Origin of the sequence: Gracilibacillus thailandensis (assembly GCF_010994055.1) — a bacterium.
Lineage (GTDB): Bacteria > Bacillota > Bacilli > Bacillales > Amphibacillaceae > Gracilibacillus > Gracilibacillus lacisalsi.
In genome coordinates, this window is sequence record NZ_WJID01000020.1 from 1 (window position 1) to 18,691 (window position 18,691).

Here is an 18,691-nt window from a genome sequence, read left to right on the forward strand (position 1 = left end):
ATCTCAAAATAACTACTTTATACCATCGATATATTATTTGGGTCAATGAAAAGGACCGGGTGGGCTTTCCCGGTTTTCTTATCATGGAAAATTTCTGACTAACTTGTTAATTTGGAGATAAACGCCTCGAACCGATCTAGTCCTTCTGTTAATGTATCCATATCGTAAGCATAGGACAAACGCAAAAAGCCTTCACCATATTCAGAAAACGCGCTGCCAGGTACTAGCGCTACTTTAGCTTCTTCGACTAATTGTAGTGCCAATGAGAAAGAATCTTTTTGTAGGTGGCTAACATCTACAAAAAAATAGAATCCGCCATCTGGTAAGTATGTTTTTATATTCATTTCTTTTAGCCTTTGATATACATAGTCTCTTCGTTCCTGATATACTTTTTTCATTTTAATCGGATCATGTTGCCCGTTCTTAATGGCCTCTAATGCGCCGTGCTGGCTAATGGAGGATGCACAAGATACATTATACTGGTGGACTTTCAGTATATGTTTTGCTAACCAGTTAGCAGCAAGAATATAACCAATTCGAAAACCAGTCATCGAATGTGATTTTGACACGCCATTAATAATGATTACTTTATCTCGAATAGTTTGAAAGCGTCCAATAGAATAGTGGCTTTGATCATATACTAATTCGCTGTATATTTCGTCTGCAATCAAAAAGATATTATGCTTTTCAACAACTGTTGCTATATCTATTAATTCATCCTTTGTAAGTGTCACACCTGTAGGGTTGGAAGGGTAAGGGATAATGACAGCCTTTGTATTAGGAGTAATAGATTTTTCTATCAAGTCAGCTGTTAATTTGAAATTGGATTGGCGAGTATCGATAAACGTTGGGATTCCGCCTGCTAATTTCACTAATGGTTCATAACCAGGATAGACTGGCCCAGGTAAGAGTACTTCATCACCTTTCATTAAAATAGTTCTAAGGGTAATATCAATAGCTTGGGATGCTCCGACAGTAACAATGATTTCGTTGTTAGGATCATACTCTAGTTGATAGTTCGTTTTTATAAATGAAGCTATTGCTTCTCTTAAAGATAAAATACCTGCATTATGCGTATACGTAGTTTGATTTTGATCAATTGCTTCCTTTGTTTTTTCTTTAACATGGGAAGGGGTAGGGAAATCAGGTTGACCAATGGTTAATGATAGAATATCGTTTTTATTTCCCACCATATTAAAGAATTGTCTAATTCCAGATATTTCAATGTCTTTCACTTGCTCATTGATGAATGATTCCAAAATGTATGCCTCCTTCATTTCCGCTTATAACTAGTACAATCTTTGGAAATAATAATACTAATTATAAAAGCTAGCATTATTTTATCATAAAATGAATAGGAGGGACACATAATGGCTGAAGACCTTTGGAAAGAGATTGTAAGAGTAAGTGATTTTCTTTTATTAACGATGCAGACTGAATTGTTTTTTGTACTTTATATCGTAACTGGATTAATAATTCTATATTATGTATGCAAACCTTTTGTGAAGTTCGTTATAGCTTTAGAGTGGAACACTTTCATAACTTATATGTTTGTAGTATTAATCATGTTCTTACTTGTATCCGAGTATATCGATGTACCAGATTGGAAATATGTTCTGTATGGAGTATTAATCTTCTCTATTATTGTAAGTATAAAAAGAAGCTTCTCTATCATGAAAAAAAATCAACCCTATTCAAACTAATATATATGGATAGAAATGAACAGGAAGATACGCATATCTTCCTGTTTGTGATAGGAATAGTATTATCGGCGTTTTCTTTTGTGATAAAAAGGAGAAAGAGAAGAGGTTTGCTGTAAAAAGGGTTTATAGTTGGGATTATGCCTTTTTGCTGGCTTTGGAACAGACCAGTTTAAATAATCAAATAGGATTGTTTTTGCCTTGTTTAATGAGAGGGTAGGCTTTTGATTTCGATAGCTATCATTTAATTGACCAAGGTGGGGTAAAGTATCCATGTCCTCTTTATTAGGAGGAGTGTGAAAGTAGTAATTCCCGACTTGAACAAGTAATACCGAATGCTGGCGACTTTGCTTTGGATTGTTTGAAAAATGCAATCCAACTTTTATGGCCTTATTTTCTTTAATAAGTTTTTTCATCGTTTCATTTTTTAAGCGGTATAATTGAGTAGGATCTGGCGCGGTCTTGGCATGTCGATTAACAATAAATAATGCCTGTCCAATTCTTTCAATCGCTTGATCTGAATCCTTCATTTCATCACCTTCTTTCCAAATTTCACATCATAAGAAAAGTAGAAGGAGATCAACCCTTCTACTTGTTACTTTAATTCATTGCTTGGATATCTTCAACTATTTTTTGCATATTGTCTGCTTGATCACCAGTATATTTTTTAATGGCATTTCCATCTGGTGTTACTAGATAGAATTGACTGGTGTGAACTACCTGATCTTCATTCTCAGGGTTTTCTATGAATGCTTTAAAGGAATTAGAGGCAAATTGGCTAATTTCTTCATCAGTGTAGCCTGTTAGCGCGTTCCAATTATCCAATGTACCGCCGCGTTCCTCAATATATTTCTTTAATATCTCTGGAGAGTCATTAGTTGGATCAACACTAAAGGAAACTAATTCAGCATCTATATTTTCTTCCTCTAATAGACCCTGGAGTCTGGCCATATTAGCAGTCATTGATGGACAAATGGTATTACAGTTAGTAAATATCATGTTCGCAACCCAAAATTTTCCGTCTAGTTCACTCTTCGAAAAATCTTCTCCATCTTGATTTGTAAAGGTAAAATCTTCTACTTCAAAGGAAAAATCACCTTCATATTTATTTGAACCTGCACAGCCAGCTAAGATAAGTGCAACAAATATCATAAGTATTGCATTACGTTTCATACTTTCACCTCGTTTATGATTTCTTTAATTGATACATCGTAATTTCAGGTTTGCAGAAAAATCGGTACGGTAATCTTGTAGTTCCAACACCACGACTCACAAACAATTGCAATGGATTACTGCCAATTTTATAGTTGCCCTCTACGTATTTTTGAGCCAAGTGAGGAGTGTAAATATACCCTATAAAAGGTATCTGTACTTGCCCACCGTGACTATGACCTGATAACTGAATATCAACCGGATAGTCTTTGGTTACATCTGCATAGTCTGGTTCATGTGCAAGTAAAATAGTTAACTGTTCATTACTAATTCCATTTAATGCTTGTTCGATGTCAGGTTTCCCTAATAACGCATCATCTAGGCCTGCTAGATAAATCATATCACCATTTTTATCAATCTGTCTGTGTCCATTTTGTAACAATTCAAAACCACTCTGCTGAAAAACATCCCTTAATATATCTGTTCCATAACCACCATGATCATGGTTGCCGTATATCCAAAACTTCCCATCTTTAGCTTTCAGCCTACCTAGTGTGGATATTAACCTTTCGTCGATATCATATGTACGTGGGTTATCTATTAAATCGCCAGTAAACACAATCAGATCCGGTTCTAATTGATTGATTTTAACTACTAATTCTTCTAGTTGATTTATTGTATATTGAAAGCCAATATGAGTATCACTGAATTGTAATATTTTGTATCCTTCAAAAGCAGAAGGTGTTTTAGATGAATAGATATTAACATCGTGTATATCCAACATATTAGGTTCCATTTCTCTAGCATAATAATAAGTACCACCACTAAGTCCAAATAGTGTAATGATACCACCAAATAAACGTTTTAAAAAAGTTCGACGATTCATACAGTTTAAAGCCCTTTCCATTACAGCCATAATAATATATGTATTCCATTATAGCATGGTGGGAAGCAAATATGATATCCATGCGATAGATTACACAAATTTTTAAAATTTATGTTAAAATAGTAGAGGTGATGTCATAATAGCTCCTTCACCAAAGAGAAAAGGAGTGTCCCGTATGTCAAGCTTATTAAAAAAATCATTAACTGATTTGACTGTAGAGGATTTGATGATACCAGCAGAAAAGGTGGCACATGTTCAAGTTGGTAACCCTGTAGAGCATGCTTTACTAGTATTAGTTGAATCAGGTTATTCATCTGTTCCGGTGTTGGACTTAGACTATAAATTCAAAGGTACGATTGCCAAAACACCAATTTTAAAAAGTGTAATGGGAATGGAACGGTTCGAGATGGAGAAATTAGCAGAGACAAAAGTAGAAGCTGTTATGCAAGTTGAGCAACCAACTTTAACAATGGATACCGATTTTTTAACATGCCTAAAAGTCGTTATCAATCATGCTTTTGCATGTGTTGTTGATGAAGAGGGATATTTTCTTGGTATTTTGACAAGACGTGCTATTTTAAAAGAGGTTAACAAATCAATGTATGCGCAAAAATAATAATACTTGTAAAAGTAAATTATTTTTTGTTACATTTATAAAAACAACAAATATTGGAGGAAGAAAACAATGAAGCAAATGGATGCACATGAGATAATCTCATTTATTTCAAACAGTAAAAAATCAACACCTGTAAAAGTATATGTGAAAGGTACAGGGTTGGATACCATTGAAGCAACAGGTTCAATCCAGACTTTCTTAAACGATACTAATGGCGTTATTTTTGGAGAATGGAAAGAAGTAAAAGCATTACTTGATACATATAGTGATAACATTACTGATCATGTTGTGGAAAATGACCGTCGTAATTCAGCGATCCCACTATTAGATATGAAAGATATTAATGCACGTATCGAGCCAGGTGCGATCATTCGTGAACAAGTGGAAATCGGTGATGGTGCTGTTATTATGTTTGGTGCAATGATCAATATCGGTTCTGTTATTGGTGAAGGAACAATGATCGATATGAATGCATCATTAGGTGGTCGTGCAACAGTAGGTAAGAATTGTCACGTTGGAGCTGGCGCAGTATTAGCAGGTGTTATTGAGCCACCTTCAGCACAACCAGTAGTTATTGAAGATGGTGTGGTAATCGGTGCGAATGCTGTAGTACTTGAAGGGGTTCGTGTAGGTGAAGGAGCAGTTGTTGCAGCAGGCGCGATTGTGACAAAGGATGTACCACCAAACACTGTGGTAGCTGGAACTCCGGCAAAAGTAATTAAAGAAATCGATGACCAAACAAAATCAAAAACTGAAATTATGGAAGCATTACGAAAATTAGATGATTAATATCTCGTAAAAAGACAGGGTCATGTAGATCCTGTCTTTTTTAAGAAAAGAATGTAAAATGGTGCGTAATAAAATTACTTTTTTCCATTCTGATTAGAGATAAGTGATGTCATCCGCTCCGGCAAAATACTGCGCTTTCCATGGGCACGGCCTCAGCCTCCTCGGAAAGCAAATATCGCTTTCCTGCGGGGTCTTCAGCTCGCGTGAGTTCCCATAGGAGTCTCCGTATTCTGCCTCCGCTAAGTGTAGTGTTCTGCTTATTGAAAGAAGAGAACTTTTGGTATATATATTCTGTGAATGTCTTCTTACTTGTTTAGAAATACACACTAAGCTGCGGAAAAATGCGACACTCTTGGGGGGAACTCACGCGACGAAGATCCACTTGGTGAAATGATTTTCTTCACCAAGTTAGCTGAGGCCGTGCCACCGGAAAGGGAGTGTTTTTCCTCAGCGGCGAATTAGCACTCAACTTAAGTAGAATGGAAGAAAGCTCACTAAACAGAATTTTCATTACTTCTCAGTAGTTATCTAGTATGAATAATGGAAAAGGGGTAAGTTTTTGATGAATAAGGATCAGTTAGTAGCAATTAGACGTGATTTGCACAAGATTCCGGAGCTTGGTTTTCAAGAATATAAGACACAAGCATACTTACTAGAAATTATTAAAAATATGAACCGCTCAAATATTGAAATTACCAAATGGGAAACTGGTTTGTTTGTTTTGGTACAAGGAAAAAATCCGAAGAAAACAATTGGCTATCGTACAGACATTGATGGACTTCCAATTAAGGAAGAAACAGATCTATCCTATCAGTCTGAACACGATGGTCAAATGCATGCTTGCGGCCATGATTTACATATGACTATTGCGTTAGGAGCTCTCGACGAAATTAGTGCTAATCCAATTGATGATAATGTCTTATTTATTTTTCAGCCAGCGGAAGAGGGACCAGGTGGAGCTGAACCTATGCTCGCATCTGAAACATTTCAACAGTGGAAAGTAGACAATATTTTTGCATTACATATAGCACCTGAACTGCCTGTCGGAACCGTGTCAAGTAGAGCAGGTATCTTGTTTGCTAATACAAGTGAGTTATTTCTTGATTTCACTGGAAAGGGTGGGCATGCAGCATACCCGCATTTAACGAAAGATATGATTGTCACTGCCAGTAGTTTTGTTACCCAATTACAACAAATTATTTCCAGAAAAGTGGATCCTTTAGATAGTGGTGTGATCACAATAGGTAAAATGACTGCTGGAACCGTCCAAAATATTATTGCAGAAACAGCACGTCTGGAAGGTACTATACGTACGTTACAACCGGAAACAATGTCAATTATAAAAAGAGAGCTCGAGAATATGATCAAAGGCTTCGAAATTGCCCATGATTGTACAATTAAAGTAGATTATGGTGCAATGTATTATCAAGTGAACAATCATAAGGAATGTCTCGATAAGTTTGTTGAAGCCGTACAAAAGGAAGGGATTCAGTATAGCGAAGCAAATGCGGCGATGACTGGTGAAGATTTTGGGTATTTTTTAAGGGAAATACCAGGCTTTATGTTCTGGTTAGGTGTAGATTCATCATATGGATTGCATCACAGCAAACTAAACCCGAACGAAGATGCGATCGAAATAGGTATTAGAGCAGTAACAACTACGATGAAAGAGATATAGGTAGGATAATATTCAAGTAATAATGGATGATCAGTCAGTATTTTCTAGCAATCACTCAATAGAAAAACTCACTCTGAAATGAGTGAGTTTTTTGCTTAATTATTCTTTTGTACGTACACTTGATGTGGGAATGGGATTTCGATATTGTTTTCGTCAAAGGCTTCTTTAATCCGTTTACGAATATCTCTTTCTGCACCCCATTGTTCCATATTTTCAGTTTTACCAATAATCCGTAAAACTACCTCACTAGATCCAAAGGCTTGTACACCTAATACATCAGGTCCTTCCGCAAAGCGAGGATCTGTCTCGAATTCTTCGCATACACTTTTTAATACTGCCATTGCTTGATCAATATTATCATCATAACTTATGCCAATATCAACTAGTGCTCGCATATTCCCTCTGGAGTGGTTGCTGACTCCAGCGATCTCCCTGTTTGGAACATAATGAAGCGTGCCATCAAAGCCACGAATTTTTGTAGTTCGTAAACCAACTTCCTCTACAATTCCATTGTATCCAGCCGCAGTCACATAGTCTCCTACATCGATCTGCTTTTCCAATAAAATAAAAAATCCAGTTACAATGTCACTTACTAATCCTTGAGCTCCAAAACCAATCGCTAAACCTACAACCCCTGCACCAGCAAGTAGCGGACCAATTGGTTGTTCAATGATGCCAAAGAACATAACGACAAAAACAAAAATTAAAACATAAGAAAAAACATTTAATAGTAGTTTTTCTAAAGTTTGCATTCTTGCTTCAGATACATTTTGTCGCTGACTCGATTTTTTAAGAGTTGCAGAGATTAATTTCTTTCCGATTGGCGATACAATAAGTAGTGCAATGATAAGTACTAAAATCTTAATACCATAATAAATCACATTTTCTAATATGTAACTCCAATCAAACTGTAATCCATCTTCAAACATGTTTTGCCTCCTCTTTTGATGATTAACTCTATCATATAAAAATGTAAATCAACACGCAAATGAAAGGCTAGATCCGTTCATCTATTATCAAGAATTAAAAAAATTAAAAAAATTTTTAGAAAATAAGTCGAAAAGGTGGAAATTTATTTCGGATGCCGTTATATTTATACATACGTAAAAAAATAGGGGGTGCATACAAGATGGAAACATTTCAAAAACTGAAAGACTTTTATTGGCCTTTTAAAAAATACTTCTTCTTATCGGTGCTATTCGTTATGTTTGTAGCCGGTATTACGGTAGTGTATCCAATCATTTTACAAATTACGATTGATGATGTGGTTATACCTGGAAACTATCAACTGATTCCGTACTTAGCAGGTGGATTTATATTAATCATGCTTTTGAAAGGGGTTTCCAACTTTCTGCAACAGTATTTAGGTGACTTGTTTGGTGTGAAGGCTGTATATACTTTGCGTGATCAATTGTACAAGAAATTGCAAAGGCTTTCTTTTACTTATTATGATAACGCACGTACTGGTGATCTAATGTCGAGATTAACAATGGATGTAGAAGGTTTCCGTTTTTTCTTAGCAGCAGGTTTTCGTGAACTAATCAGAGTAACGTTATTAATTGTGATCAGCTTAGGGGTAATGTTTTATTATTCTATACCACTAGCATTGGTGACAATGGCTGCTATGCCATTCTTGGCTGTCGTTGTCTATCGCTTTGATAAAAAAGTACACCCGGCATTCCGAAGTGTCCGAAAGTCATTAGGTCGACTAAATACTCGTATTCAAGAGAATGTGAGTGGTATGAATACGGTTAAATCTTTATCGAAAGAAGATTTTGAGATTGAAAGATTCACATCCAATAATGCTAACTATAAAGAAGTTAATATTTTCACGTCTAACATATGGTCGAGATATTTTCCGTTAATGGAGTTTATCGGAAATATTAGTATGGTAGCATTATTAATTTATGGTGGCTACTTAGTGATTAATGGTTCCATACAACTAGGTGAATTGGTTGCTTTCTTTAGTTTGGTAACGTATATTTTAGGGCCATTAATGCATTTAGGTTTTATTGTGAACCAATTTTCACAGGCAAAGGCATCTGGTGAACGACTGTTGGAAATTCTTGAAGCAAAAGAGGATATAGTGGAAGAAGATGACCCGATTATTCCGGAACGCATTAAAGGTCATGTAACTTTTAACAACGTTTCATTAACGTATACGGAAGATGATGATTCTGCATTAAAAAATATTTCGTTTGATGCACCACCAGGAAAAGTAGTAGGTTTGATTGGGCCAACTGGTGCAGGTAAAACAAGTATTACACAATTAATTACGAGGTTTTATGAACCAGAAGAAGGAGAAGTTTTAGTCGATGGGAAACCAACTAGCTCTTATTCTTTAAAATGGTTACGGAGACATATCGGGTTCGTATTGCAAGAATCATTTTTATTCTCTACAACAATTAAAGAGAATATTGCTTACGGTAATCCAGATGCGTCCATGGATGAGATAATTGCTGCTGCAAAACGGGCGCAAGCACATGATTTCATTATGGAGATGCCGAAGGGGTACGATACGTTACTTGGTGAACGTGGTATGGGACTTTCCGGAGGTCAAAAGCAAAGAATCGCAATAGCTCGTGCGATATTAATTGATCCAAGCATTTTAGTATTAGATGATGCAACATCAGCAGTAGATATGGAAACGGAATTTCAGATTCAAAAAGCGCTTAAAGAAGTTATGGATGGTCGGACAACATTTATTATCGCGCATCGTATCTCTTCATTAAAACATGCTGATGAGATTCTTGTATTAGAAGAAGGAGAAATTAAAGAACGTGGCACACATGATCAACTAATTAAACAGCATGGTGCATATCGCCGTATCTACGATATTCAATATCAAGATCGAGACAGTATTATGCATTCTGTTGAATAGAAGGAGGGAATCATAGTGGCGAAGTCGCTGACAGCAAAAGAGATGAAAAAAGACAGTCCCCATTTAAATCGGTTTTATTATCCATTGGACCAGGCGGTGGAAAAGCCTTTTAACTGGAAGCAAATGTGGAGGCTGCTAGTATATTTAAAGCCATACGCCAAAACACTTATGCCGGCTGCAATAGTGGCGATGCTTGTTTCTACTATTGTCAGATTAGTTGTACCAGTGATTATTGGTACATGGGTTATTGATAGGGCAATTGCAGATCAAAACGTTAGTTTACTTACTTATTTAATTATAGGAATTTCAGTGTTATATATATTAAGTTATGTAGCAAACACGTTTCGTATCAGATGGGTCAACATTTTAGGTCAACGAGTAATTCATGATTTACGTAAAAGTTTATTTTCACATGTACAACGTTTATCTCACAACTTTTTTGATAAGAGGTCGGCAGGATCTATACTGGTCCGGATATTAAACGATGTTAACTCTTTACAGGAATTATTTACGAACGGGATTATTAATTTACTAATGGATGTTGTGATGTTGTCAGGTATTATTGTCATCCTGTTTGCATTAAGTCCACCATTAGCATTAGCCGTTCTAATAATTTTACCAATTATGTTCTTTATTTCTACTAAATTAAGAAGAAAGATACGCCGTACGTGGCAGGATGTACGTATTCAAAAATCACGTCTGAATTCACACTTGAACGAAAGTATGCAAGGGATCCGTATTACCCAATCTTTCTCACAGGAAAAAGAAAATACAGAATTCTTTAATGGTGTGAATACAGATAACTATGAAAAAGAACGAATAGCTATGAAGAAGAGTGCATATTTTGGTCCATTTGTAGAGATGAGTAATGCGATTGGTACAGTAATTTTAATTTCATATGGTGCCCATCTCATTATTACAGGAAATATCGAAATTGGTGTGTTTGTATCTTTTGCCTTCTATTTAGGTATGTTCTGGGAACCAATTTCTCGATTAGGACAGATTTACAATCAATTATTGGTAGCAATGGCTTCTTCAGAACGTATTTTTGAGTTTTTAGATGAACAACCAAATGTTGAAGAGAAAAAGCATGCAAAAGCTTTTCATGATATGAAAGGCCATATCGTATTTGATAAAGTACAATTTTCCTATGATGAAGATCGTGTAGCATTACATGAAATTTCATTGGAAATGAAACAAGGTCAGACGGTTGCACTTGTTGGTCATACTGGTTCAGGTAAGTCAACCATTGCGAATTTAATTAGTCGTTTTTATGATCCGACTGAAGGTACTGTTAAGATTGACGGGCATGATCTTCGTGATATGCGATTAGATAGTTTACGAACGAATATATCAGTTGTACTGCAAGATACTTTTATTTTTTCAGGTACAATCATGGAGAATATTCGTTTCGGACGTCCGGAAGCAACAGATGAAGAAGTAATAGAAGCCGCAAAAGTAGTAGGGGCAGATGATTTTATTAAAAGGTTATCCAATGGCTATCAAACAGAAGTAGAAGAGCGGGGTAATATATTGTCTGCTGGTGAAAGACAGTTGTTATCTTTTGCTCGTGCATTATTAGCTGATCCTAGAATCTTAATTTTAGATGAAGCAACAGCTAGTATTGATACGGAAACAGAGGTAAAAATTCAACAAGCACTAAGAAAATTGCTAGAAGGACGTACAGCAATTATGATTGCCCACCGTTTGTCTACGATTAGAGAAGCAGATAATATTATCGTCTTAGAGCATGGTCGTATTTTGGAGCAAGGGAGCCATGATGAATTAATGAAGCAAAAAGGCGAATATTATGATCTTGTAAAATCGCAATTTGAAATGCTAGATGCGTTATAAGAAAAGCGTCTGGAGCAAATGCATCGCCTTTTTCACTTACTAATAGTATAAAAATGGAAACCAGATATTAAATCTGGTTTCTTTTTTGTTTCAATGTGATAAAATGAGTATGATTATAAGTGTTGGAGGAATTTATATGAAACGTGAATTTGCGGTGATTGGTTTAGGTCGATTTGGAGGAAGTATCTGCCGTGAGTTAAGTGCAGATGGTTTAGATGTATTGGCAATTGATATACAAGAGGATAGAATAAAAGAATTTAAAAATATAGCGGCACATGCTGTAATTGCGGATACAACTGATGAAAATGTGTTAAAGGAATTAGGAGTCCGAAATATTGACCATGTTATTGTTGCCATTGGTGATGATATCCAGGCAAGTACACTTACCACATTGATGTTGAAGGAATTAGGAGTCAACAAAATAACCGTTAAAGCTCAAAATGATTATCATGCAAAAATATTAGATAAAATTGGTGCAGATCATGTTGTGCATCCAGAGCGGGACATGGGGAAACGGATTGCACATAGTATTATCTCGACCAATATTTTGGACCATCTGGAATTATCTGATGATCATAGCATTGTGGAGGTAAAAGCAGGGGAGAAAATGAACGGCAAAACCTTGTTGGAATTAGACATTCGTGCGCAGTATGGTTGTAACGTTGTTGCCATTAAAGAAGCTGATGAGAAAGGTATTAATGTCTCTCCGATGGCAACACAAACAATCGAGCGAGATGATATTCTTATTGTTATTGGAGCGGATAAAGACATATCCCGATTTGAAAAGCAATTAGTAGTAGAAGACTAGTTTGTTTATAAGAGTATCTATACTTAAACTTAAAAACCCGTTTCAACTAATAATTGAAACGGGTTTTTTGCTATATTATACTTCCATAATGATTGGTAGGATCATTGGACGACGTTTTGTTTTGTCGTAAAGGAATGGAGCGATTGTATCGGTAATTTCATTTTTGATTTCAGACCACTGTGTAGTCCGGCGTTCCATTACTTTATGCAAATGTTTGGAAACAAGCTTTTGAGCCTCGTTAATTAAGTCTTCAGATTCTCGCATATAGACGAATCCTCTCGATATAATATCTGGGCCTGAAGCAATTTGGAATTCTTTCATATTGATACTTACGACTACAATAACTAATCCTTCCTCGGAAAGGATGCGTCGGTCACGTAATACAATATTACCAATATCTCCAATTCCACTACCGTCTACATAGACTGAGCCAGAAGGAATTTTTCCAGCGATTGCAGCACTATCCTTTCCTAACGCTAATACTTCACCATTATCCATGATAAAGCTATTTTTAGGTGGTATGCCACAGCTTTCTGCTAATTTCGTATGCTCGTTTAACATACGATACTCTCCATGGATCGGCATGAAATATTTTGGTTGAATAAGACGTAGCATCAATTTTTGTTCTTGTTGACCACCATGACCCGAAGTATGGATATCGTTAAGTGGTCCGTGAATAACTTCAGCACCAGCACGGTACAATTGGTTAATAATTCTACTAACACTTAGTGTATTCCCAGGGATTGGTGAGGAAGAGAATACAACTGTGTCACCAGGTATAATCTGAATTTGACGGTGTGTACCGTTAGCGATTCTAGATAATGCAGCCATAGGTTCTCCTTGTGAACCAGTACATAGGATGGTCACTTCGTTAGCAGGAAGTTGGTTTATTTGATGTGCATCGATAAACGTGTTTTTAGGTGCACGAATATATCCGAGCTCTTGTCCAATCTTAATGGAAGCTTCCATGCTTCTTCCGAATACGGCAACTTTACGGTTATGTTTAACGGCTGCTTCAACGACTTGTTGCAAGCGGTGGATGTTTGAAGCGAAAGTGGCAAAAATTAATCTGCCATCCACTCGTGAGAAAATATCATTAATGCTGTCACCAACTACTCGTTCTGATAAAGTAAATCCAGGCACTTCACTGTTCGTACTGTCTGATAATAGACAAAGAACGCCTTCTTTACCGATTTCGGCCATTTTGGCCAAATTGGCAGGTTCACCGACTGGTGTGAAGTCAAATTTAAAATCACCAGTATGAACAATATTTCCTGGAGGTGTTTTTACAACAATACCATAAGAATCGGGAATACTATGTGTCGTTCGAAAGAAGGACACAGCTGTCTTTCTAAACTTAATTACATCATCTTCTTGGAAGCTGTGTAATTTTGTCTTGCGTAATAATCCATGTTCATCCAATTTATTTCGAATAAGGCCAATTGCTAATTTGCCGGCATAAATGGGCACATTTAATTCACGTAGCAAATAAGGTATTCCACCAATATGGTCTTCGTGACCGTGTGTAATGAATAAACCTTTTATTTTATCTTGATTTTGCACAAGGTAGGTGTAATCTGGAATAACATAATCAATTCCCAGTAATTCATCCTCCGGAAATTTAATTCCTGCATCGATAAGAATGATCTCGTCTTGGAATTGAACACCGTATGTGTTTTTCCCAATTTCACCTAAACCTCCCAGAGCAAAAACCGCTGTTTGGTCATTTTTTACAAATTTCATATACTAAGCAGTCTCCACTTTGTAAAAAGGTGATTGTTGTTCATATTCATGGTGTGCCTCACTTAACAATTGGATTAATTCAATATTAATATGCTTACCTTTCAAAGAGTCACGCACTTCTCTTTCAGAAGAAGCTTCGACATATAAACTCTTTGTATGTTCTCGTACAGGTACTTCTGATGCGTTTTCTTGATAAAGTACTTTATAGATCATACTATCTCTCCTTTAGTTGTAAATTGTTTTTTCGATTCTATGGTTTGTTTTGTTGTTTGTACACATCATCAGAATGATTAATAGTAGTTGGTATACGTTTTCTCCGTAAAACTTCCCGCATGCGTCGTTTTAATTTTTCTCTTAAACGTTTTAACATAATTACTGCTCAACTCCTTCCTATCTATGTAGAAAAGAAAAGCAAGTACTCAACGAACCGATCCAATCCCTATTACTATATAGTATAGTATGAATTTCGGAAATTTGAAACAAAAAAGGTTAAAATAAATGAATTATTTTCTAATTTGCTTATTATTTAGGTCTCGAGTATCAATAGCTTTCCTTAGTTTTTACTGAGAAGATTATACTTATGCATTTTCTTCGTGGTATAATCAGTTTGGTTATTTTTAAATTATATATAGAGGAGAATGAATGTGGGACAAAAAGTTGTATTTCTTGATATTGATGGGACAATCTTAAATCATGACAAACAAATTCCAACCGCAACAAAAGAGGCTGTTAAACAACTGCAAGATGCTGGAGTGATTGTATCGATAGCTACTGGAAGAGCACCATTCATGTTTCAAGATATCTTAGAGGAATTAAATATTAAATCGTATATTAGTTTTAATGGCCAGTATGCCGTATATAATGGTGAGGTTATATATCAAAATCCGTTTAGCGCCGATCAACTGGAAGAATTGACAGCATATAGCGTTGATCATAATCATCCACTTGTTTACCAAAGTGTTGATGATATGAAGTCTACTGTGACTGATCATCCGCAAGTTGAGGAAAGTATGGGAAGTTTAAAGCTTAATCATCCATTAATGGATACGGAGTACTATAAAAATCAACCAATCTTTCAAGTTTTATTATTTAGTGAGCCAAAGGAACAACTTATTTATGAAGAGGAATTTCAACAACTACGTTTTGTTAGGTGGCATCCAGTTTCCTGTGATGTTATGCCGAAAAATGGATCAAAGGCTAATGGTATTGAGAAATTTATTGAGGCATTACAAATTAACTGGGAAGATACATATGCTTTTGGCGACGGTTTAAATGATTTAGAAATGATTTCAAAAGTTCATACAGGTGTTGCGATGGGGAATAGTGTACAGCAAGTTAAAGAAGCGGCAACGTTCGTAACTGACGATGTAGATCAAAATGGCCTAAGCAACGCCATGAGGAAATTAGGATTAATCCAATAAACTGTTTCTAATCGGTTACTTCGAAGTAATGCGGACATTTGTTCCTTTATTTGTGACACAACCTTCGTTTTCAGGGTGTCTACGGACATTTATTCCGCTATTCATCGAAAATAGTGCTCATTTAAGTCAAAATGAACTAAATAAGGGATTCAATGTCCGCTAATATTGAAAAACATGTGATTTTCAGTCAAATAACATACTAAATGTCCGCTCAATAAATTTTCATTAGTTCACAGATTTTTGCTAATCTACTTCCGATTTGGTCATAATAAAATCCCGTTTCAATCTTGTTGAAACGGGATTCTTGCGTACGAGTGTTTTATTGATCACACGGCTTAGCGTTTTCCGGAACTGCAAATGGATCTTGTCTATTTATGCGATCATAAAACATCACACCATTTAAATGATCAATTTCATGCTGGAACACAATCGCGGCATAGCCTCTTAATTTAAGCTTCACTTCATTCCCCTCTAAGTCAGTCGCTTTTATTGTAACCTTTTGATAACGAGGAACATACCCTGGCACTTCTCTATCAACGGATAGGCAACCCTCACCACCAGATAAGTATGTTTCCGCAACAGAATGACTGATAATTTTCGGATTAAATAATCCATAGCTGTATTCTTTGTCATCAAAGTCTCGAAAGTGAACAGCAATCATTCTTTTAGATATGCCAATTTGTGGTGCTGCTAAGCCAACACCAGCTCGCAGGTCATATTTTGTAGCGATCTCCTCATCTTGACTATTCTTTAAGAACTGTAGCATTTCTTCCAATGTATTTTTCTCTTCTTCAGTTGGTGGCAGTTCTACTTCTTTTGCCACTTGTGTTAAAACAGGGTTTCCCTCTCTAACTATATCTTTCATCGTAATCATTGACATACACCTCTTCATAAATATTCGTATTATCTATCATAACGAAAAATGAGTAAAAAATATAGAATTCTACTATGCAATTTTAACTTTTGTACAAAAGCAAAGGTTTTTTATGTTATAATAAATGGGCTTATAATAATTTTTGTAGTTGCTTTAGGAGGATTTAGGGAATATGAGAAGATTATTACTAATCGGCTTTTTGCTTACACTAGTATTAGTGGGATGTAGTGGAGAAACTGTCGCTAATGACATGTATGAACATTTAGAAGAAACAGTAGAATTAGAACGAACATTTGTTGAACAACAAGAACCATTCACAGCACTGGAAAAAGAAGAACAAGAACTATATAACGAAATTATCGAATTGACTGCTGATGAAATGGATGAAATTACATCATTGTCAGAACAAGCAATTGATACAATTGAAGAACGAAAAGAATTACTTCAAACTGAATTAGAAAGTATGCAAGGAGCAGAAGAAGAATTTTCTCAAGTTAAAGAGTATGTGGATGATTTAGACGAAGAACCTAAAGAAAAAGCTGAAGAAATGATCCAAACGATGGATCAACGATATGATGTTTATCAACAATTAAATGAAGCATATTTAAACTCTTTAGATCAAGATAAAATTTTATATGAGTTATTTATGGACGAAGAACTTACAGAAGAAGAACTTCGTGAACAAATTGATACAGTAAACCAATCATATGATGAAGTAATGGAATTGAATACGGAATTTAATGAACTGACAGATACATACAATCAGCTTAAAGAAGATTTTTATAAAGCAGCTGATTTGAATGTCGTATATGAGTAAAGCTTTCGATTTTTTCGGAAGCTTTTTTTGTTGTTTTAAAAAGTAACAATAATAGTACAGATAAAGAAAGTTTATGAAACAGATTTTGTAAAAGCGCTTTAATAAATGCGACGATACGATTTTAAAAGGGTAGAATAAAAATGTAATTAAATCTTGCAAAGTGTTTGACCAACAGAGTTCAATAAGCTAAACTATACATGTGTAAAAATTGTACCAGTAATTTAAGTCGATTCTTATGTAACAGTTTATTTATTACATAGGCAGATTATTTTTTGTCCTAAAGGGTATAGCAATAATAATGACTTTGGTACAGATTTTTTAATCTTTTGGGAAAGCTAATTTTGATAAATTTAAATTAGGCTATAAAGGAAAGGAAGAGGTGAATTCTTTTGAAACGTACTTTAGAAAATATTGAAGAACAGTTTGAAACGTTTCAAATTCTGAATGAAGAAGGTAAAATCGTAAACGAAGATGCTATGCCTGATCTTTCAGATGAAGAGTTAAAAGAAATGATGTATCGCATGGTGTATACGCGAATTCTTGATCAACGTTCGATTGCGTTAAACCGTCAAGGGCGTTTAGGATTCTATGCACCGACAGCAGGACAAGAGGCATCACAATTAGGAACACAGTTTGCACTGGAAAAAGAAGACTTTATTTTACCTGGTTATCGTGATGTACCTCAATTAATTTGGCATGGACTGCCTCTTTATCAAGCATTTTTATTTTCTCGTGGTCACTATCACGGAAATCAAATGCCAGAAGGAGTTAATGCGTTAAGTCCACAAATTATTATTGGTGCACAATATACACAAGCTGCTGGTGTTGCATTAGGTATGAAAAAACGTGGTAAAAAGTCAGTAGCTATTACTTACACTGGTGACGGTGGTACATCTCAAGGGGATTTCTATGAAGGAATCAACTTTGCGGGTGCGTATCAAGCTCCAGCTATTTTTGTTGTGCAAAACAACCATTTTGCAATTTCAGTACCAGTTGAAAAGCAAACTGCTGCTGATACATTAGCTCAAAAAGCAGTAGCTGCTGGAATTGAAGGGATACAGGTAGACGGTATGGATGTTCTAGCTGTATATGCAGCGACAAAAGATGCAAGAGATCGTGCAGTTAATGGTGAAGGTCCGACATTAATTGAAACATTAACATATCGTTATGGTCCTCACACAATGGCTGGTGACGATCCTACTCGATATCGTACGGAAGATATGGATAATGAATGGGAGAAGAAAGACCCAATCGTTCGTTTCCGTAAATTCCTAGAAGAAAAGGGCTTATGGTCTGAAGAAGAAGAAAATGAAGTAATCGAAAAAGCTAAAGAAGAAATCAAAGCAGCGATTAAGAAAACAGATGAACAACCAAAACAAAAAGTTACTGATCTAATCGGTAATATGTATGAAGAACTTCCAGCTCACTTGCAGGAACAAATGGAAGAATATAAAGCAAAGGAGTCGAAGTAA

18 protein-coding genes are annotated in these 18,691 nt (G+C 35.7%); 10 read left to right on the top strand and 8 right to left on the bottom strand.

Annotated features, from left to right (window positions below; translation table 11 throughout):
* Positions 1 to 98: 98 nt before the first annotated feature.
* A complete protein-coding gene (locus GH715_RS07765) occupies positions 99 to 1,259 on the bottom strand; it encodes an aminotransferase A (RefSeq protein WP_153835345.1) in 1,161 nt (386 codons plus the stop codon).
* Positions 1,260 to 1,370: 111 nt separating this feature from the next.
* Between GH715_RS07765 and GH715_RS07770 the strand changes: the two genes are divergently transcribed.
* Positions 1,371 to 1,703, top strand: coding sequence for a hypothetical protein (locus tag GH715_RS07770; RefSeq protein ID WP_153835346.1), 333 nt, complete (start codon positions 1,371 to 1,373; stop codon positions 1,701 to 1,703).
* Between the two features lie 62 nt (positions 1,704 to 1,765).
* On the opposite strand, the gene GH715_RS07775 is transcribed toward GH715_RS07770, so the two are convergent.
* From GH715_RS07775 to GH715_RS07785, 3 genes are all read right to left on the bottom strand, one after another.
* The gene (locus GH715_RS07775; protein WP_153835347.1) at positions 1,766 to 2,230 is read right to left on the bottom strand and encodes a YkyB family protein; all 465 of its coding nucleotides are present in this window, start codon (positions 2,228 to 2,230) and stop codon (positions 1,766 to 1,768) included.
* A gap of 70 nt (positions 2,231 to 2,300) precedes the next feature.
* Positions 2,301 to 2,873 carry an SCO family protein gene (locus GH715_RS07780; RefSeq protein WP_153835348.1) on the bottom strand — a complete coding sequence of 191 codons (573 nt, stop codon included), beginning with the start codon at positions 2,871 to 2,873 and terminating at the stop codon, positions 2,301 to 2,303.
* A gap of 13 nt (positions 2,874 to 2,886) precedes the next feature.
* Positions 2,887 to 3,738 carry a metallophosphoesterase gene (locus GH715_RS07785; RefSeq protein WP_163578535.1) on the bottom strand — a complete coding sequence of 284 codons (852 nt, stop codon included), beginning with the start codon at positions 3,736 to 3,738 and terminating at the stop codon, positions 2,887 to 2,889.
* A 175-nt stretch (positions 3,739 to 3,913) separates the two neighbouring features.
* Between GH715_RS07785 and cbpB the strand changes: the two genes are divergently transcribed.
* From cbpB to GH715_RS07800, 3 genes are all read left to right on the top strand, one after another.
* Entirely contained in the window at positions 3,914 to 4,354 is a 441-nt protein-coding gene (gene cbpB / locus GH715_RS07790; protein WP_153835350.1) for a cyclic-di-AMP-binding protein CbpB, read from the top strand.
* Positions 4,355 to 4,423: 69 nt separating this feature from the next.
* Positions 4,424 to 5,143, top strand: a complete 720-nt coding sequence (gene dapD / locus GH715_RS07795; protein ID WP_018932830.1) for a 2,3,4,5-tetrahydropyridine-2,6-dicarboxylate N-acetyltransferase — start codon at positions 4,424 to 4,426, stop codon at positions 5,141 to 5,143.
* Positions 5,144 to 5,705: 562 nt separating this feature from the next.
* Positions 5,706 to 6,821: an N-acetyldiaminopimelate deacetylase gene (locus GH715_RS07800; protein ID WP_018932829.1), complete on the top strand. Its 1,116-nt coding sequence runs from the start codon at positions 5,706 to 5,708 to the stop codon at positions 6,819 to 6,821.
* Between the two features lie 95 nt (positions 6,822 to 6,916).
* On the opposite strand, the gene GH715_RS07805 is transcribed toward GH715_RS07800, so the two are convergent.
* Positions 6,917 to 7,750, bottom strand: a complete 834-nt coding sequence (locus GH715_RS07805) for a mechanosensitive ion channel family protein (RefSeq protein WP_153835351.1) — start codon at positions 7,748 to 7,750, stop codon at positions 6,917 to 6,919.
* Between the two features lie 200 nt (positions 7,751 to 7,950).
* Between GH715_RS07805 and GH715_RS07810 the strand changes: the two genes are divergently transcribed.
* The 3 genes from GH715_RS07810 to GH715_RS07820 all read left to right on the top strand — a co-directional run bounded on the left by GH715_RS07810 (position 7,951) and on the right by GH715_RS07820 (position 12,364).
* Positions 7,951 to 9,702 (top strand): ABC transporter ATP-binding protein, encoded by a 1,752-nt coding sequence (locus GH715_RS07810; protein WP_153835352.1) that lies wholly within the window; start codon positions 7,951 to 7,953, stop codon positions 9,700 to 9,702.
* A 42-nt stretch (positions 9,703 to 9,744) separates the two neighbouring features.
* The gene (locus tag GH715_RS07815) at positions 9,745 to 11,556 is read left to right on the top strand and encodes an ABC transporter ATP-binding protein (protein WP_153835407.1); all 1,812 of its coding nucleotides are present in this window, start codon (positions 9,745 to 9,747) and stop codon (positions 11,554 to 11,556) included.
* Positions 11,557 to 11,692: 136 nt separating this feature from the next.
* Entirely contained in the window at positions 11,693 to 12,364 is a 672-nt protein-coding gene (locus GH715_RS07820) for a potassium channel family protein (RefSeq protein ID WP_018932825.1), read from the top strand.
* Positions 12,365 to 12,439: 75 nt separating this feature from the next.
* On the opposite strand, the gene rnjA is transcribed toward GH715_RS07820, so the two are convergent.
* Entirely contained in the window at positions 12,440 to 14,107 is a 1,668-nt protein-coding gene (gene rnjA / locus GH715_RS07825; RefSeq protein WP_153835353.1) for a ribonuclease J1, read from the bottom strand.
* Between the two features lie 3 nt (positions 14,108 to 14,110).
* The gene (locus GH715_RS07830) at positions 14,111 to 14,320 is read right to left on the bottom strand and encodes a DNA-dependent RNA polymerase subunit epsilon (protein WP_153835354.1); all 210 of its coding nucleotides are present in this window, start codon (positions 14,318 to 14,320) and stop codon (positions 14,111 to 14,113) included.
* Between the two features lie 431 nt (positions 14,321 to 14,751).
* On the opposite strand from GH715_RS07830, the gene GH715_RS07835 reads away from it, so the two are divergent.
* Positions 14,752 to 15,528, top strand: coding sequence for a Cof-type HAD-IIB family hydrolase (locus GH715_RS07835; protein WP_163578536.1), 777 nt, complete (start codon positions 14,752 to 14,754; stop codon positions 15,526 to 15,528).
* Positions 15,529 to 15,847: 319 nt separating this feature from the next.
* On the opposite strand, the gene def is transcribed toward GH715_RS07835, so the two are convergent.
* Complete coding sequence (def, locus tag GH715_RS07840; RefSeq protein ID WP_153835356.1) at positions 15,848 to 16,402, bottom strand: peptide deformylase; 555 nt, start codon at positions 16,400 to 16,402, stop codon at positions 15,848 to 15,850.
* Between the two features lie 172 nt (positions 16,403 to 16,574).
* Here def and GH715_RS07845 point away from each other — a divergent pair, with 172 nt between their 5' ends.
* Together GH715_RS07845 and pdhA are read left to right on the top strand one after the other, a co-directional pair.
* Positions 16,575 to 17,219: a YkyA family protein gene (locus GH715_RS07845; protein ID WP_153835357.1), complete on the top strand. Its 645-nt coding sequence runs from the start codon at positions 16,575 to 16,577 to the stop codon at positions 17,217 to 17,219.
* Between the two features lie 389 nt (positions 17,220 to 17,608).
* On the top strand, positions 17,609 to 18,691 hold the full coding sequence (gene pdhA / locus GH715_RS07850) for a pyruvate dehydrogenase (acetyl-transferring) E1 component subunit alpha (RefSeq protein WP_018932819.1): 1,083 nt from the start codon (positions 17,609 to 17,611) through the stop codon (positions 18,689 to 18,691).

Coding starts and splice junctions, on each gene's coding strand:
- GH715_RS07820 (WP_018932825.1), top strand. CDS start 11,693: ATGAAACGTGAATTTGCGGTGATTGGTTTAGGTCGATTTGGAGGAAGT.
- GH715_RS07785 (WP_163578535.1), bottom strand. CDS start 3,738: ATGAATCGTCGAACTTTTTTAAAACGTTTATTTGGTGGTATCATTACA.
- GH715_RS07845 (WP_153835357.1), top strand. CDS start 16,575: ATGAGAAGATTATTACTAATCGGCTTTTTGCTTACACTAGTATTAGTG.
- GH715_RS07830 (WP_153835354.1), bottom strand. CDS start 14,320: ATGATCTATAAAGTACTTTATCAAGAAAACGCATCAGAAGTACCTGTA.
- cbpB (WP_153835350.1), top strand. CDS start 3,914: ATGTCAAGCTTATTAAAAAAATCATTAACTGATTTGACTGTAGAGGAT.
- GH715_RS07780 (WP_153835348.1), bottom strand. CDS start 2,873: ATGAAACGTAATGCAATACTTATGATATTTGTTGCACTTATCTTAGCT.
- rnjA (WP_153835353.1), bottom strand. CDS start 14,107: ATGAAATTTGTAAAAAATGACCAAACAGCGGTTTTTGCTCTGGGAGGT.
- GH715_RS07800 (WP_018932829.1), top strand. CDS start 5,706: ATGAATAAGGATCAGTTAGTAGCAATTAGACGTGATTTGCACAAGATT.
- GH715_RS07770 (WP_153835346.1), top strand. CDS start 1,371: ATGGCTGAAGACCTTTGGAAAGAGATTGTAAGAGTAAGTGATTTTCTT.
- dapD (WP_018932830.1), top strand. CDS start 4,424: ATGAAGCAAATGGATGCACATGAGATAATCTCATTTATTTCAAACAGT.
- GH715_RS07805 (WP_153835351.1), bottom strand. CDS start 7,750: ATGTTTGAAGATGGATTACAGTTTGATTGGAGTTACATATTAGAAAAT.
- GH715_RS07815 (WP_153835407.1), top strand. CDS start 9,745: ATGAAAAAAGACAGTCCCCATTTAAATCGGTTTTATTATCCATTGGAC.
- GH715_RS07810 (WP_153835352.1), top strand. CDS start 7,951: ATGGAAACATTTCAAAAACTGAAAGACTTTTATTGGCCTTTTAAAAAA.
- def (WP_153835356.1), bottom strand. CDS start 16,402: ATGATTACGATGAAAGATATAGTTAGAGAGGGAAACCCTGTTTTAACA.
- GH715_RS07775 (WP_153835347.1), bottom strand. CDS start 2,230: ATGAAGGATTCAGATCAAGCGATTGAAAGAATTGGACAGGCATTATTT.